The sequence below is a fragment of the Natronomonas sp. genome (assembly GCF_046483325.1).
In the GTDB taxonomy this organism is placed as follows: Archaea; Halobacteriota; Halobacteria; order Halobacteriales; family Haloarculaceae; genus Natronomonas.
This window is the reverse complement of the sequence record NZ_JAWODL010000012.1, coordinates 117363-132946: the sequence shown is the minus strand read 5'-3', so window position 1 is coordinate 132946 and position 15584 is coordinate 117363. Positions and strand designations below refer to the sequence as shown.

Sequence of the window (15584 nt, the reverse complement as noted above, 5' to 3'; positions counted from 1 at the left end):
TCCGCCGAAGGCCCTAAGCCTCACGGACCGCCATCGGCTAATTCGACTGCAGAGACGACGCTGGAGTCGCCACCAGCTGTGAGAACATCCTCGAGCGCATCGATAACCGCCCGCTCATCGTCGGGGCCGCCGGCGTTCGCCACCGATCCGATCGAGTCCGAATCGAACGGGATGTCGAGTTCGGCGTAGATAGGATCGAGGACGTTGGCGATGGACAGACGATCGGACGAGCGAGCGATGACACAGCCACCGACGAGGGCGCTCGATTTTCGAACGCGCTGTGCGATTCCGGCGATCTTGCCGGAGCCCTGAATCGAGTGATCGCCGGGGCAGAACGACCGATCGGGCTCGCCGCGCGAGACGGTCGCGCCGACATCACCGAGGGCCCGGGCCAGCGAGTCGATCGTCTCCCGATACCTGCGATCGATCCCGTTACGTCCGCCGTCGATGGGGACGGCGTGTGCGAACGCGACGGTTCGTCCGGTGTAGGCGACCGCGCTCCCGCCGACGTCGCGCTCGACCGGTTCGTACCCGCGTTCGACGGCGATCGACCGCGCTCGGGCGTACCCGTCTGTGGTCGTATCGCGGCGGCCGAACGCGATCTGTCTCGGCGGCGTCCACACGCGGACGACTGGGTCACCGGTCTCCGAAGCGATGTCAACGAGCGCATTCGTAACCGATCGGTCACGGATAACGTCGTTTATCGAACCGCGGACGAGACGCATACGGACCGTACGGGTCGATGGGGCTAAAGCGGCACGGGACGAACGGCACTCATGGTCGTGGTGTCGGCGGACGTAATCAGCCAATACGAGCGGTTTTCGCTCTACAACTCGCCGTATCCAGCGCACGACGCCGGCTGTGCCATCGATCTGTACCCGGGAAACGACGTGGCGGTCTCGCCCGTCGCCGGCGTCGTTCGAGCCGTTCGAACCGTTCGCTGTCCGGCACGACCGTACGCCGTCTCGGAGGATCACCTGATTCTCATCGACTGTGAGACGCACGTCGCGCGGATTCTACACGTCGACCCGGCTGTCGACGCCGGTGACCGCGTCGAGATCGGCGATCGGCTCGGGACGTTGGTCCGGTCGGGATTCTTCGGTAGATGGGTCGACAACCACATCCACCTGGGGTTCCGGCGTCCTGAGCAGAATCTTCAGCGAGCGAGCGGCTCGATGCCGATCCAGCCGGACGTGTCGGTAACAGGTCTCGCGTGGGACGGAACTGGAACGGTCGTCGAAACCGGGAAGACACACGTTCGGCTCGATGCACCGAATCACGGTGGATCGGGGTTCGCCGCGCTCGCCGATGACGACGGCGTTCCGCTCGATGGCGGGCTCCCTCACTACAGCGGCGGTGGCGCGTTACAAACGGTCAGCGGAGAAAGATCGCTCCTCGGGACGCCGATCGGGACGGGCGACGGACGAGACGTCACCTGGGGCGATGTAGCGGTGTACGCCAACGGCCGACGAGCAACCGGGCTTTCGCTCTTCACATCGCGAAAGCAGTTCGGCCTAAAGTTGGTGTTCCACGCTGGCCACAGGTCCTCCGTGGGCGACGAACTCACCGTTCGGATTGAACCGACGGCCGACCCGCTTCGATTGGGCTAACAGCCGACACTCGCTCGACTCCGTGGCGGTGTGCCGGACCCCAGCCGTGGTCGCCACGGATACAGCTCACGTCACGCGACGAGATGGCCGCGTGATCGTATATAAACGGTCGGACGGCGCCTACGACGGACGCTCAGGCGTCGAGGTACTCGGATTGAATCTCGATGATCTCTGAGGAATCCGCACAGTCCGCGTACCGCCGGAGCGGCTCGTCGTTCAGCTCCAAAAACGTGTGACCCCACCGAAACTTCCCAAGGATCTCTTCGGCGTGCTCGCGATGGCCGAGGATACAGAGCGCCCCAGAAAAGGCCTCGACGGTGTTGAGCTGGAACGGCGTCCCGTAGTTGACCGGGTTCGCGGCAACGAGAAACGGTAGCGACCGGTGAGGACCGTCGAGCTTGAACGCCTCCGATTCGGCGGTTTCCCAGGAGCAATCGAGGGCAACAAGCCGCTCGGAGCCGACGCTGTGGGTAGCACCCTCAGCCGGCGAAAGCGCGCGATCTGCGTACGGGTCGAGCACGATTCCCGATGGCGTCGACCGAGCGGATCGGTGGAGAGTCGCCAAGTCGAAGCGGTCGAGTTTTCGAGCCGAGCACTTGTCCGGATCGTCATCGCCTTCGTAGCGCACGTGTAACTCCACGGCTTGCATTGCCGTGGGGTAAATAAAAGTCGCTCGCCCGACGGTACCCGGCGGATATATACCCGTCGCGCAAAACCGTACGAGACATGGACGGTGTCACGTTGGTCACCGAGTACTACCGGACGATTGACGAAGACGAGTACGGATCGCTCACCGAACTCCTATCGGCCGGATTCGTCCATCAACGGCCGGATCGAACGATCGAGGGGCGTGATGAGTTCGTCACGTTCATGCAGCGCGGTCGACCCGAACGGGAGACGACACACGACGTCGGATCGGTCTACGTCGAATCTGGCGGAGGAAAAATCGCGGCGGAAGGTCGACTGCTCGATGACGCCGAGCAAGAGTGGTTTCGGTTCGTCGACACGTTCGAACTCGCCGGGTCGAGAATTGAAACCGTTCAGACGTACACCGACGCCGATCCGGAGTAGCTAAGTCCGGTGTTCCAAACGGCCAGTAGCCGTCACTCGCCGCGACCGAGCGCCGATTCGCCGACGGAAGGCTGCCCTTCGATCCGTTCGGCACCGCCCATGTGCGGTCGCAACGCTTCCGGGATCTCGACGGTGCCATCCGGATTCTGGTAGTATTCGAGTATCGCGACGACGACGCGCGGCACGGCGAGTCCGGACCCGTTGAGCGTGTGGATGTACTCCGCGGACTCGTGCTGTTCGGGGCGGTACTGAATACCTGCACGGCGTGCCTGAAAGTCTTCGAAGTTCGAGACGGAGGAGACTTCGAGCCAGCGACCGCCGAACTCGGGACCGTCCTCCATGTCGTCGCCGGGAGCCCAAACTTCGACGTCGTACTTTTTCGCCTGCGAGAATCCCATGTCACCGGTACACATCTCCAGGACGCGATACGGGAGTCCGAGACGTTCGAGGACGTCGGTCGCCTCCCCGAGCAGTCCGTCGAGTCGATCGTAACTTTCCTCGGGCCGAACGAAATTCACCATCTCGACTTTGTTAAACTGGTGGACGCGGACGATACCGCGCGTTTCGGTGCCGTGTTCGCCTGCCTCCCGGCGGAAGTTCGGCGTGTACGCCTGATGTTTGATCGGCAGATCGTCGTCGAGGAGGATCTCGTCGCGGTACATATTGGTGACTGGCACTTCCGCTGTCGGGAGCAACCAGAGATCGTCGTCTTCGTAGGCTTCGTCGTTGTCGGCACCGAGGCGGTAGGCGTCCTCGACGAACTTCGGGAACTGTCCGGTCCCCCGCATCGACGCGGAGTTGACCGGAATCGGCGGAAACACGTCCGTGTACCCGTGCTCTTCGCGGTGGAGGTCAAGCATGAACTGGACGAGCGCGTGCTCCAGTTGTGCCCCCTCACCCTTCGCGAAATAAAACCCGCCGCCTGCGACCTTCGCGCCGCGGTCGAAATCGAGAATTTCGAGTTCCTCTCCGAGATCGTAATGGGGGACGACCGGGTCGGGGAGCTCCCGCGGGTCGTCGAACCCCCATCGATCGACTTCGACGTTGTCGGCTTCGTCGTCACCGACCGGGGCATGGGGATGGGGAACGTTCGGGAGTTCGAGCAGCGCGGCTTCGAGTTTCGATTCCAACTCGTCGGCACGGGTCTCGAGTTCCTCGAGTTCCGTTTTTAACTCACTCGAGCGTTCGATCGCGGCCTCGGCTTCCTCGTCTTTTCCGTCGCGTTTGAGTTCGCCGATCTCCTTCGAGACCTCGTTTCGCTGGCGTCGCAGGTCATCGCCCGTCGCCTTGAGACCGCGCCACTCGTCGTCGATTTCGAGGATCCGGTCGAGATCGACGTCGACGCTTTTGATCTCGAGCGCACGTCGGACCTCGGCTGGATTTTCCCGGACGAACTGCCTCGATAGCATTTGGCGTCGATTCGCCACGGCGTGGCAAAGTCGTATCGATCGAACGGCCGAAACGTGGAATTTTAATAGCGGACGACAGAATCGTCAGTATGGGAGTCGGTGACGTACACGCTGTGGAGTCGGTTCCGGATTGCTACTACGTGGATACGGGCATGTACGATCGATTCGAGTACGGGGCCGTATACATCTACGATACCGATCGTCCCGCAATACTCGATACCGGCATCGGGACTGGCTACCGGTACATTCTGGGCGCACTCGACGAACTCGGGATCGGACGTGACGAGTTGGAGTACATCATCCCGACGCACGTCCACCTCGATCACGCGGGGGGTGCTGGATTTCTCGCGGCGGAGACCGACGCCGACGTACACGTCCACGAAACGGGGGCCGGTTTCATCATCGACCCGACGCGCCTCTGGGAGGGAACCAAAGAGGCGGTCGGTGACCGGATCCGTTTTTACACCGAGCCCGAACCGATTCCGGCCGATCGGGTGCATCCGATCCAGGAAGGAGACGCGATCGATCTCGGCGACGCGGTGCTCGACGTGTATCACGCACCGGGGCATGCGTTCCATCAGGCGATATTTCACGATGCCGCCGCCGAGACCGTGTTCGCTGCCGACGCCGCCGGGATCTACGTGCCGGCGCTCGACGCCATAGCCGAGACGTCACCGCCGCCGGGCTTCGATCTCGAAGGTGTCATCGCCGACGCGCGGATGATCGACGACTTGGATCCGGAGACGATCTGTTATGGGCACTTCGGGCCGGCCCCCGCCGACGACCGAATCGAAGAGTACATCCACGTGACCGAACGCTGGGTTGAGACGATCGCCGACATGCGAGAGGAGGTCGGCGACGTGGACGCGATCGTCGAACGGCTCGTCGAGCGATCGGAGACGACCGCGGTGTGGGGCGAACGAAACGCCGCCGAAGAGATCGACATGAACGTCCGCGGCGTTCTGCGATATCTCGAAAAGACGAACGGGAAGTAGGGGAAACGGTCGGCCGACAACTTATATACGAACACCGGACCAGACCGCTCGTGCAAGCGTTCACCGACCTCGCGACGGCAGCGTACTGTCCGCGAAAACTCTATTATCGGCGTCTCCACGACGACTTCGAACCGTCCGAGAACGTCGCATCGATCCGAAACCTCGCGTTCAGATATCGAGAGCTTCTCGATCCGCGAGCCGACTTGGACGCCGAGCCGATCGCCACCACGCTGACGAGCTATCGATCGAACCTCGGACGTGTGAAGGCCCGCCTCGATCGCTGGGACGAACTCGTCGACCCGCCCGAGACGCGAGCGCTTTTGAGAGGGAAAGACGCCAACGGGATCGCACACAAACTCCTGTCGAATCCCTCGGCTCCGGTGATCGTCTCTCCGGGGAGTCCCCCGAACGAAGGTGTGTGGGAGTCACATAGCGTGTGGGCGACCGCGGCCGCGAAGGCACTTTCGTGGGAGCAAGGGGAGATGGTCGAAACCGCGTACGTCGAGTATCCCGCCTACGGCGTCGTTCGACACGTTCGAATGACAACGCGTCGGAAGGCCATATACCGGAAAGCACTCCGGGTCGCTGAATCGGTCGACGGTCCCCCACCACGGCTACGTGACGATTCGCGCTGTGAGGGCTGCGCGTATCGCGGCGAGTGTGGGACGAAAACGCGGTCGCTCCGGTCGCGGCTCTCGCTGTAACTACGCGTCGGAGGGTGCGGTCAGCCACGATTCGATTTCGTCCGCGAGCGCGCCGCGGCGGACGATGCGTCCGGCAACGACGTCGACGACGCTGCTTTCGCCACCCGGCGTCTCGCCACAGTCCACGACCGTCGCCCGTTCCACCAGATCGGGGGCGATCTCGTCGGTTCGGCGGGCGCTCCCCTCGCCGGACCGGTTCGCGCTGGTAGCGGTGATCGGGCCGGTTCGGCGGGCCAACTCGCGTGCGACCTCGTGGTCCGGAACTCGGAGGCCGACTCGATCGGCGCCGCTGACGAGGGAGTCGGGAATCCGGTCGGTCCGCTCGACAAGCACCGTCACCGGGCCGGGGAGGAACCGCTCGCAGAACCGCCACTCTCGGTCGGTCATTCGAGTGTAGTCGGCGGCCACCGAGAGTTCGGGCAGCGCCATCGAGATCGGTTTGTCGCGCGATCGACCCTTCGCGTCGAACACCCGTTCGACGGCTTCGGAGTCGAGCGCGTTCGCGCCGAGTCCGTACACCGTCTCCGTCGGATAGATGACGAGGTCACCGCGGCGGATCGCCGCGACGGCGTCAGTGAGATCCGGGTCGCTCACAGGCCCTCGATCGCTGACTCAATGTCGTCGTACGGCGGGAACTCGGGCCACTCGGTGGCTACCCACCCGGTTTCGATCGTCCGGTCCTCGTCGATGACGAATACCGCGGGGCGGGGCTCTTCGATGCCGGACATGCCGTCGAGTTCGTGTGCGATTCCGTACCGTTCAGCGACCTCGTTCCCGGGATCGGAGAACAGTCTGAAACTCTCGACGTCCCACTCTTCGAGGAATCTGGAATGTTCGTACGGCGTGGAGATAGAGAGGCCGACGACTTCGGCGTCGTACTCGTCCCACTCCCGATCTCGGATCTCCTGCCAGATGTACGTCGCCGGGAAGTCGCCGTCCATGGGGTGAAAGACGAGGACGACCGGTCTATCGTTCGTGAGTTCCGAGAGGGAGACGTCCTCCCAGTACTCGTCGTTGACGAGCGGACGCGTGAAATCGGGGGCTTTCTCGCCGATTTCGGGGTGATCCACCGGACCGAGCTCGACGACGTCGAACGAGAGTTTCATTCTACTGTCCCCCCGTCGGCCGCGCTCGCGGCGGATTCTTCCCGTACAGCCGTATCTTCACCGTACGTGGTTTCGAGGTAGTCGACGATGTTGGCGCTTTCGCTCATCGTCACGCCGGTTCGCTCGTCGACGAGCGCCGGCACCGTCCGAGCGCCGGTCAGTCGTTTGACGACGTCGCGGCGTGAGTGACGAGCCTCGACGAACCGCGACCGGTAGGGGATATCGAGGTCGTTCAACACCCGAATGACACGTTCGCAGAACGGACACGCCTGCAGCCGATACACCGTTATGTCGGGATCGCTCATGGGCACTGGTAGGGCCGGGCGTCGTCTAAGTGTATCGCCGTTTGGTTACCGTCGCGGACAGCCACGGCGGGTGGTCATGGCAAGCCTTAATCTCGCCCCCCCTCAAGGGCGTACGTCTAAATGGGCTCTCTCCCGTGGAATGTCTCTACAGTCGTGATGCAGGCCGCCCCCAACACAGGTGAACTCCCGCTGAGTGACACCGCCGTCGCCATCGTCGGGGGAGCAGTTATCATCCTCCTGTTGGTACTCTCGGCGTTTTTTTCATCCTCGGAGATCGCCATGTTCTCGTTGCCCCCACATCGGGTCGACGCGCTGGTTGCCGACAACGTGCCGGGGTCGGAAACGCTGAAGGACCTCAAGGAAGACCCTCACCGCTTGCTCGTCACGATTCTCGTCGGGAACAACATCGTCAACATCGCGATGTCCTCGATAGCGACGGGGTTGCTCTCGTACTACTTTTCACAGTCGGTGGCCGTCCTCGCCGCGACGTTCGGCATCACCGCCTTGGTGTTGCTCTTCGGCGAGAGCGCGCCCAAGTCCTACGCGGTCGAGAACACCGAATCGTGGGCGCTTCGCATCTCGAGGTCGCTGAAGCTCTCGGAGTACCTCCTGTTGCCACTCATCGTCACGTTCGACTATCTGACCAGACAGGTCAACCGGGTCACGGGCGGGCGAGCGGAGATCGAATCGACCTACGTAACCCGCGAGGAGATCCGCGACATCATCGAGACCGGCGAGCGAGAGGGCGTCCTCGAGGAGGACGAGCGCGAGATGCTCCAGCGGATCTTTCGGTTCACCAACACCATCGCGAAGGAGGTGATGACCCCGCGACTCGACATGGACGCCGTCTCGAAGGACGCCACGGTCGACGAGGCGATCCAACAGTGCGTCCAGTCCGGCCACACGCGGTTGCCGGTCTACGACGGGAGTCTCGACAACATCCTCGGCATCGTTCACATCTCCGATCTCGTGCGCGACTACGTCTACGGCGAGCGCGATGGCGTCGCGCTCGAAGACCTGATCGAGGAGACGCTGCACGTCCCCGAATCGAAGAACGTCGACGAACTGCTCGCGGAGATGCGCGAACAGCGGATGCACATGGTCGTCGTCATCGACGAGTTCGGGACGACCGAGGGGCTCGTCACGATGGAGGACGTCACCGAGGAGATCGTTGGAGAGATCCTCCAAGCCGGCGAGGAGGAACCGATCGAGTTCGTCAGCGACAACGAGGCGATCGTCAAAGGCGAACTCAATATCGACGAAGTCAACGAGGCGCTCGACATCGACATCCCGGAGGGCGAGGAGTTCGAGACGATCGCGGGGTTCATATTCAATCGCGCGGGCCGCCTCGTCGAGGAAGGCGAGCGCATCGAGTACGACGGGATCGAGATCGGTGTCGAACGCGTCGAAAACACTCGGATCATGAAAGCCCGCATAACGCGAAGTGAGGCCTACGAACAACGGGAACCCGAGAGCGAAATCGAGGAACCGACCGAGTAGCGCTCGGACCCGGGTCGACAGTCGGTTACAAGATGGCGTTCAACGCCGTGTACAGTCCGAAGCTGAGGACGCCCGCACCGACGAGCGAACCGACCCACGCGAGGACGGTGTAGCCGATCTTTCCGCGACTGATACCGCCGGATCCGGCGGCCGCACCGGCACCAATCACCGCGGAGACGATGATCTCGTTGAACGAGATCGGTACGCCGAGCAGGATGGCCGCCTGGGCAATCACGAACGAGGGGATGAGCGCGGCGATCGAGCGACGGGGGCCGAGCGAGGAGTAATCCTGTGCGATCGCTTTTATCATCCGAGGGGCCGCCGTCCACGATCCGGCCAACAGGCCGAGTCCACCGCCGAACAACAGCGCGATGAGCGGGATCGCGACGTCGACCGTATCGAACAGCGGCAACAGCGGTCCGAGCGCCAACCCGACCTGACTACCGCCGGCCGAGAACGCGACCAACCCGCCGAGAACCAACAGAAAGTGTCGCTGTCCGGCCGCGACGTCGGTCCGCACGTCCGCGGCCATGATCGCGGCGACGGCGACGGCGACGGCCGCGGTGACGATGATCCGTCCAAGCCCTCCGGATGCGACCGTCCCGGCGACGCTTTCTGCGACATCCGACGGCCCGAGCAAGACGAACTCGACGTTTGCCAAAATCGCCCCGACGAGACCTGCGAGCGCCGGTGTGGCGACGGCCTCGGGGACCGATCCGTGTCGAAGTAGCTTTGCGGTCCCGTAGGCGATTCCACCGCCGACGAACGGCGTCAGCGTCCAGACGCCAATGATCTCGTAGTACTTCGGCCACGCCGGAGCGCCGCCCATCGCCAGCCCCGCGCCGACGACGGCACCGGTGACGGTGAACGCCGTCGCGACCGGATAGCCGGCGAAGACACCGAGCGCGACCAGCCCCGCCGCGATCGAGAGCGCGACGATCGCGGCGATCGGCGACAGCGTCGTCCCGACGACGAGATCCCGGCCGACCGCTTCGGTGACGTTCGCACCCTGCAGCGTCGCGCCGAGCAATCCGAGAATACCGACGAAAAATCCCGCACGCATCACGGAAATCGCGTTCGCGCCGACGGCCGGTGCGAACGGGGTCGATCCTGATGATCCGGCACCGATCGCCCACGCCATGAACAGACTCGCACCCCCTGCCGCGAGAAACGTCGCGACGGTCGCTGCATCCATCGATAACGGGTACACTATCCGGACGTATAAACACCCGTCGGACGGCAGCGTCTGCCGGATACGGACAGCCGCAGTCGGGCATCGATCATCGCCGATCCATACCACCGACGTTCGGTGAGTCGTCAGATACTCCGTGCGAATCGTCGCCGACGAAAACGGTAAAGTCAGCCCGAACCGAGACGAAACCGTGTCGAAAACGGACGTATATCTGACTATCACCGAGGGGGCGATGACGCGGTTTACCGTCCGGGGATCGGAGTTCATCGGTCACGTCGCGCCGGTCGAGACGGTAGCGGCCGCCGAGGCGTTCGTCGACGACGTCCGAACGGAGTACGCCGACGCGACGCACAACGTCCCTGCGTATCGAGTCCGATCGGATCCGTTCAGAGAGTACTCCTCGGACGACGGCGAACCGTCCGGAAGTGCCGGGAAGCCGATGCTGTCCGTGCTTCGGGGACGGGAACTCGAAAACGTCTGCGTGGTCGTCACCAGATACTTCGGAGGGACGAAGTTGGGTGTCGGCGGCCTCGTCAGAGCGTACTCGACGGCGACGAAGGGCGTCCTCGATGCGGCCGAAATCGTCGAAAAGCGCCCACGAACGCGGTTCGAGGCCGTCGTCGAGTACGGCGATTCGGGGACCGTACGCGGGATCCTCGAGAGCGAAGGCGCCGAATTCGACGCGGAGTACGGTGAGCGCGTCGTCTTCGATGTGTCGGTGCCAACGACTGATGCGGCCGGCGTTCTCGATCGGCTACGAAGCGCGACGAGCGGCCGGATCGAACTGCGATAACCCGCCGTCAGCCGTTCGTCTGACGTTTCATTAGGAACGAAACCGCACCACTGCGAGCGAGTCCAGCGGAAAACAAGGGGTTGTGTTAGAGGGGTTACGTACCGAAGGACCGATCGCCAGCGTCGCCGACGCCCGGAACGATATAGCCGTCCTCGTCGAGTCGCTCGTCGATGCTCACAGTGAGTATATCCGCGCTGGGGAACGCGTCGCCGACGCGAACGAGCCCCGGCGGTGCGCTGACGGCCGACAGCATGACGAGCCGGTCGGGATCGCCCACCTCGAGGACTTCCTCCAGAACCGCGACGATCGTACTGCCCGTCGCGAGCATCGGGTCTGCGATGATCACGGTGTCGTCATCGTCGATATCCGGGATTTTGACGTAATCCACCGTGATCGGAAATTCACCGTCTTCGTCCATCCCGGCCTCCTCGTCACGGCCGGCGGAGATGACGCCCTGTCGGGCGCCGGGAAACGCTCCGACGAGCCCCTCGACGAACGGCGTCGCGGCTCGAAGCACGTTCACGATGACGACGTCGTCGAGCCCCTTCACGACCTCGCCGGTCGTCTCCGCAAGCGGCGTCGTGATAGAGACAAACTCGGTGTCCATCATCCCGTCGATGATTTCGAACCCGCAAAGTCGCCCGAGTTCGATCAGACCGTTTCGGAACGCCACCTGATCGGTGTCGCTCGATCGGAGCTTCGAAAGTGTGTGTTTCGCGAGCGCGTGTGTGATGACGTGGGCATCACCGCGGTCCTCGATGGGCATATCGGTACAGGCGACCTCCGCGGGCTTAAACCCCATTCGTTGAAGCCGGAACGGTGGCCATCAAGGTCGATGGTATAAAGTCGCTCGACGCGTATCCCTAACCAGATGGACGTCGAGGAGAGCGTCTCTGGATTCAAGGTACGGGGGAGTTGGGGAGAGATCGTCGAACACGGTGAGCGCATCACGCGGGCACTGAAGGACCTGCGAGGCGGTGATCAACCGGTCGACGCCGAGCCCCTCGATGAGTGGGACGAGTGGCGGCCGAAAGCGGACGAGCGCTTGGGCGAGGACGTCAGCGAAAAGACCGCCGATAAGGCGAGTATCGGTGAGGGGGAGGGCGAAAGGGCCGGCAAAGCGCCCGACGAAGACCTCAAAACCGCCGGCGAGAAGCTGTCGGAGTCGTACGATCGACTCGAGAAGCCGAGCGAGGCCGTCAGCGAGTGGCGAAAGTCGATAAACTACGTCGCGCGTGCGGCCGATTCGGCGACTCGAAAGGCGATCCGGAAGGTCGAGGGGGAGGTCTACGAGAAGGTGATGACGCAGATGTCGCCGTATTACTTCGACAACGAACTCGTCAGCGCGAACCTCGATCGCGCGAAGGCCGACTCGGGCGATTACGTCTTCGAGATCAACGTCAACGACGACGACCTCAAAATACGGGTGTCGAACAAGCTCGCCGACTACGAGCAGTCGGTCGACAGATGGCACGTCGATACGCCGAAGGAGACGGACATCGCGGAAGCCGTCGAGGGACACGCCCCACCGGAGTCCCAAACGACCGACGGCAGATCGGATCCAAACAAAACCTGAACACCGGACCGAATCGCCACCGCTCACTCGATCGAGAGCCGTCGAACGAACGGAAGATCGCGAAGTTCGTTTATTATTTCGCCGTCTAGATCGGCGTCCATGATGATGTAGAGCACCGGCTCGTCGGTGAACTCCGGATCCTCGCTTATCGTCTGCCGGATCGAGATGCCGTGATCCGCGAGCAGTCCGGTTACCGTGGCGACGATTCCGGGCTCGTCGGCGTCGAGTACGTCAACGGTCAGGACGGTCAGATTCAAGACGGGTGCGAGGTCCCGAAGCGAGGGGATCGCGGAGATGTTCTGAAAGATGTGTTTGAGTTCCTCGTCGGCGAGGATCGCGTCCGTCGTCGCGTCGACGACCCGGCGGTCGACGTCGATCTCGCGGGCGATCCCCGTGTTCGGGATCTCGATGCCGCCGGAGACGACGCGCCCCTCGTCGTTGACCGAAAACCCCCGTTCGAGCAGCAGTCGGATGACAGCCTGCTGGCTCGGGCTGTCCTCGAATTTCCGCATGATCTCGTCGAACATATACGGACATCGAGGCGGGGTGTGTTGTCAGTTACGTCCGGATCCGCGCCTCGGTGTGCAGTCGTTTCCCCGAGACCGAACGGAACCGAGCGCCCTTTTATCATCCCGGCATTCAGACACCGTATGGACGTCTCCGAGATGTTCGACCGCATGCCGTTCAACGAACGCCTCGGCATCGAGGTGATCGATATCGGCGATGGATACGCGATCGGCGAGCTCGAACTCGGTGTCGAACACTCCTCGAACCCCGACCGCGTGATCGCACACGGCGGCGTCGCATACGCGCTGGCGGATACCGTCGCCGGCGCTGCGGTCGTCGCCGCTAACATGACCGTCACCCCGACGATCGACATGCGGATCGATTACCTCGCCCCGGCGACCGGTGGCACCCTCAGGGCGGAAGCCGAGATCGTCAGAAACGGCAACAGCGTCGCCACGGTCGAGGTGACGGTAACGGACGACGAGAAACGAACGATCGCGATGGCGAGAGGAACGTACAAAACCAGCGGGGTAACCGGCGAAACGGCGTGGCGCGACGACCCGACCGCGTAGGCGACTGCGGTTATCGCTCAGTCATCGGCCGGTGCGGCGTCGGGACTCGCGTCGGCGTCGGTCGAAGCCGCGATGGTCGCATCCTTCGTTTCGAGCGCTTCGACGATGAGTTCGGCGACGTCGACGATCTCGATGTCGTCCTCGAAGTCGCCGGTCTTTCGGCCGTCCTCGTACATCGTCATGCACATCGGGCAGGCGACGACGAACTTCTCGACCGAGCTTCCGGCGCCGGTGTCTTCGAGCGCCTCGCGGAGCCGTTCCTCGCTCGGTTTCCCCTCCTCGTCGAGTTCCATCCATAGGCCACCGCCACCGCCGCCACAGCAGAAACTGTTGGCGCGGTTTCGGGGCATCTCGTAGAGGTCACAGCCGGTCGCCATGACCAGCTCGCGGGGGGCTTCGTACTCGTCGTTGTACCGGCCCAGGTGGCACGGATCGTGGTAGGTGACGGTGTAGTCGAGTTCAGTCCCGTCGAGTGCGACGGCACCGGTTTCTACCAACTCCTCGACGGCCTGCGTCCAGTGGTACACCTCGACGTCGCCCTCGGCGTTCCAAAAGCCCTCGATCTCGAACTCCATCATCGGATCGTCGGCGAACTCCTCGAAATCGATCTCCGGATACTCGTTTTTGAACGTGTTGTAGGAGTGCGGATCCGTACAGACGATCTTCTGGTACTCACACGCCTCGAAGGAGTCGATGAGCGTCCCCGCCTGTTCGAGGTAGAGGAACTCCTCGCCGACCCGGCGGATGTCGTTGCCGTCGTAGACTTCCTCGTCGTAGAGGATCCCGACCTCGACGTCGGCGTGTTCGAAGATCTTCGCGAGCGAGCGGGCGACCTTCTTGTTGCGGTCGTCGTAGCTCGGATAGTCGCCGACGTACCAGAGGTACTCGACTTCGGTCTCTCTGGCGTCCGCGACCTCGAATTCGAGGTCATCAGTCCAGTCGGCGCGCGCGCTCGGCGAGTCGCCGAACGTGTTGCCCTTCATCATCACGTTCTGGAAGACGTCTTGCATGCTCGGCTGGATGTCGCCTTGATCGGTGAGCTGGCGGTTCAACCGCGTGAAGCTGTTGAGGTGTTCGATCTCGACCGGACAGGCGTCCATACAGGCCATGCAGGCCATACACGACTCCATCGTCGCGGCGTCTATGACGCCGCCGTCGGCGGCGACGATCTCCTTTTCGTCGCCGCCCTCGCGTTCGAGCGATTCCCGATAGGATTTGAGATCGAGGATTACGTCGCGGGGGTCGAGCGGACGGCCCGACGCCTTCGCGGGACAGACAGACGAACAGCGACCGCACTTCGTACAGGCGTCTTGGTCGAGCAGTTCCTTCCAGGAGAAGTCGTCGATCGATTCGGCGTTCGTCGCATCGAGGTCCGAAGGGATGCCGGGAAGGCGTGCTCCGGACTTCTCATCACGCGTGACGACGTTGGCGAACGACGAGATCATGTGGAACGGCTTGGCGTAGGGGATCGCTGCGATGAAGAGGAAGGCCAACAGCGCGTGGGACCACCACGCGACGGGGTACACCGTCGCCGCAGCCGAGGCGTCCATTCCGAGCGCAGCGAGGCCGAGCGCGGTCGCCGTGCCGACGAAGCTCACCGGTTCGACGGTCGGAATCGGCTCGCCCGCCCCGACGATGCGGAGCCCTTCGAGCAGGAAGCCGCCGACGCCGAGTGCGAAGAGCGACCACACGAGGAAGGCGTCCTCCCAGTTCGTGTGTTTGCCCCAGAGCCGTTCGGTTCGGACGACGTAGCGCCGCCACAGCGCGATGCCGAGCCCGACGACGAAGAGGAGCCCGAGGGCGTCCGTCACGAGCTGATAGGACAGATAGAAGTCCCCGACCCAAAACGACTGTCGTTCGCCCAGCGCGATCGTGAACACGCGATACCACTCGTCGACGAACAGGATCGTCGTGGCGATCAGGAGGGTGAGAAAACCCCACATGATGAACGCGTGCATCAGCCCGCCGACCAGGTCGCGGTTGAACTGCTTTTCGTTCGAGGCGACGATCTTCGCTGCCGAGGCGATACGGCCGGGCAGGTCGTCGAGGCGATCGAACCAGTCGTCGCTCCCCTGAGCGTACCGCCCGAAGCGTTGGTACGTGCCGTAGGCGAAGACGAACACCGTCACAGTAGCCAGGAAGTAGAAAACGACCTTCTCGTAGCTAGAGATGAGCCAGAAGGTTTTGCGGGTGACCTCGTTCGCCGCCTGCATCGGAACCACCGGAAGCATACGAGAAGACGCA

The 15584-nt window shown here is 63.1% G+C and carries 18 protein-coding genes; 8 read left to right on the top strand and 10 right to left on the bottom strand.

All coding sequences use genetic code 11. The features are described 5' to 3' along the window. Window positions 1-20 precede the first annotated feature (20 nt). Window positions 21-725: a lipoyl protein ligase domain-containing protein gene (locus R6U53_RS03610; RefSeq protein ID WP_410321002.1), complete on the bottom strand. Its 705-nt coding sequence runs from the start codon at window positions 723-725 to the stop codon at window positions 21-23. Between the two features lie 51 nt (window positions 726-776). Between R6U53_RS03610 and R6U53_RS03605 the strand changes: the two genes are divergently transcribed. Next, the gene (locus tag R6U53_RS03605) at window positions 777-1610 is read left to right on the top strand and encodes a hypothetical protein (RefSeq protein WP_410321001.1); all 834 of its coding nucleotides are present in this window, start codon (window positions 777-779) and stop codon (window positions 1608-1610) included. Between the two features lie 133 nt (window positions 1611-1743). Here the strand turns inward: R6U53_RS03605 and R6U53_RS03600 are convergent, their stop codons facing one another. After that, on the bottom strand, window positions 1744-2250 hold the full coding sequence (locus tag R6U53_RS03600; protein ID WP_410321000.1) for a DUF367 family protein: 507 nt from the start codon (window positions 2248-2250) through the stop codon (window positions 1744-1746). A gap of 86 nt (window positions 2251-2336) precedes the next feature. Between R6U53_RS03600 and R6U53_RS03595 the strand changes: the two genes are divergently transcribed. Next, window positions 2337-2681: a nuclear transport factor 2 family protein gene (locus R6U53_RS03595; RefSeq protein ID WP_410320999.1), complete on the top strand. Its 345-nt coding sequence runs from the start codon at window positions 2337-2339 to the stop codon at window positions 2679-2681. A gap of 32 nt (window positions 2682-2713) precedes the next feature. Here R6U53_RS03595 and serS read toward each other — a convergent pair whose 3' ends face one another. Then, window positions 2714-4090: a serine--tRNA ligase gene (gene serS / locus R6U53_RS03590; RefSeq protein ID WP_410320998.1), complete on the bottom strand. Its 1377-nt coding sequence runs from the start codon at window positions 4088-4090 to the stop codon at window positions 2714-2716. Between the two features lie 89 nt (window positions 4091-4179). Between serS and R6U53_RS03585 the strand changes: the two genes are divergently transcribed. Together R6U53_RS03585 and R6U53_RS03580 are read left to right on the top strand one after the other, a co-directional pair. After that, the gene (locus tag R6U53_RS03585) at window positions 4180-5085 is read left to right on the top strand and encodes an MBL fold metallo-hydrolase (protein WP_410320997.1); all 906 of its coding nucleotides are present in this window, start codon (window positions 4180-4182) and stop codon (window positions 5083-5085) included. Between the two features lie 50 nt (window positions 5086-5135). Further along, the gene (locus R6U53_RS03580; RefSeq protein ID WP_410320996.1) at window positions 5136-5789 is read left to right on the top strand and encodes a hypothetical protein; all 654 of its coding nucleotides are present in this window, start codon (window positions 5136-5138) and stop codon (window positions 5787-5789) included. Here the strand turns inward: R6U53_RS03580 and R6U53_RS03575 are convergent, their stop codons facing one another. The 3 genes from R6U53_RS03575 to R6U53_RS03565 are packed head-to-tail and all read right to left on the bottom strand — an operon-like array spanning window position 5790 to window position 7200. Further along, the gene (locus R6U53_RS03575) at window positions 5790-6383 is read right to left on the bottom strand and encodes an L-threonylcarbamoyladenylate synthase (protein ID WP_410320995.1); all 594 of its coding nucleotides are present in this window, start codon (window positions 6381-6383) and stop codon (window positions 5790-5792) included. Further along, window positions 6380-6895: a peroxiredoxin family protein gene (locus R6U53_RS03570; RefSeq protein WP_410320994.1), complete on the bottom strand. Its 516-nt coding sequence runs from the start codon at window positions 6893-6895 to the stop codon at window positions 6380-6382. The genes R6U53_RS03575 and R6U53_RS03570 overlap by 4 nt, the downstream gene beginning before the upstream one ends. Further along, window positions 6892-7200, bottom strand: coding sequence for a glutathione S-transferase N-terminal domain-containing protein (locus R6U53_RS03565; protein ID WP_410320993.1), 309 nt, complete (start codon window positions 7198-7200; stop codon window positions 6892-6894). Before R6U53_RS03565 ends, R6U53_RS03570 begins: the two co-directional genes overlap by 4 nt. 120 nt (window positions 7201-7320) lie before the next feature. On the opposite strand from R6U53_RS03565, the gene R6U53_RS03560 reads away from it, so the two are divergent. Continuing rightward, a complete protein-coding gene (locus R6U53_RS03560; protein ID WP_410320992.1) occupies window positions 7321-8700 on the top strand; it encodes a hemolysin family protein in 1380 nt (459 codons plus the stop codon). A 25-nt stretch (window positions 8701-8725) separates the two neighbouring features. On the opposite strand, the gene R6U53_RS03555 is transcribed toward R6U53_RS03560, so the two are convergent. After that, on the bottom strand, window positions 8726-9895 hold the full coding sequence (locus R6U53_RS03555; RefSeq protein ID WP_410320991.1) for an inorganic phosphate transporter: 1170 nt from the start codon (window positions 9893-9895) through the stop codon (window positions 8726-8728). Between the two features lie 229 nt (window positions 9896-10124). On the opposite strand from R6U53_RS03555, the gene R6U53_RS03550 reads away from it, so the two are divergent. Then, complete coding sequence (locus tag R6U53_RS03550) at window positions 10125-10685, top strand: IMPACT family protein (protein ID WP_410321133.1); 561 nt, start codon at window positions 10125-10127, stop codon at window positions 10683-10685. Window positions 10686-10779: 94 nt separating this feature from the next. On the opposite strand, the gene upp is transcribed toward R6U53_RS03550, so the two are convergent. Further along, window positions 10780-11451, bottom strand: coding sequence for a uracil phosphoribosyltransferase (gene upp, locus R6U53_RS03545; RefSeq protein ID WP_410320990.1), 672 nt, complete (start codon window positions 11449-11451; stop codon window positions 10780-10782). 105 nt (window positions 11452-11556) lie between these two features. Here upp and R6U53_RS03540 point away from each other — a divergent pair, with 105 nt between their 5' ends. After that, window positions 11557-12261 carry a DUF5828 family protein gene (locus R6U53_RS03540; protein WP_410320989.1) on the top strand — a complete coding sequence of 235 codons (705 nt, stop codon included), beginning with the start codon at window positions 11557-11559 and terminating at the stop codon, window positions 12259-12261. 23 nt (window positions 12262-12284) lie between these two features. Here R6U53_RS03540 and R6U53_RS03535 read toward each other — a convergent pair whose 3' ends face one another. Beyond that, complete coding sequence (locus R6U53_RS03535) at window positions 12285-12788, bottom strand: ACT domain-containing protein (protein WP_410320988.1); 504 nt, start codon at window positions 12786-12788, stop codon at window positions 12285-12287. A gap of 123 nt (window positions 12789-12911) precedes the next feature. On the opposite strand from R6U53_RS03535, the gene R6U53_RS03530 reads away from it, so the two are divergent. Then, window positions 12912-13340 carry a PaaI family thioesterase gene (locus tag R6U53_RS03530; protein WP_410320987.1) on the top strand — a complete coding sequence of 143 codons (429 nt, stop codon included), beginning with the start codon at window positions 12912-12914 and terminating at the stop codon, window positions 13338-13340. Between the two features lie 17 nt (window positions 13341-13357). Here the strand turns inward: R6U53_RS03530 and R6U53_RS03525 are convergent, their stop codons facing one another. Continuing rightward, a complete protein-coding gene (locus tag R6U53_RS03525) occupies window positions 13358-15571 on the bottom strand; it encodes a heterodisulfide reductase-related iron-sulfur binding cluster (RefSeq protein WP_410320986.1) in 2214 nt (737 codons plus the stop codon). Window positions 15572-15584: the final 13 nt, after the last annotated feature.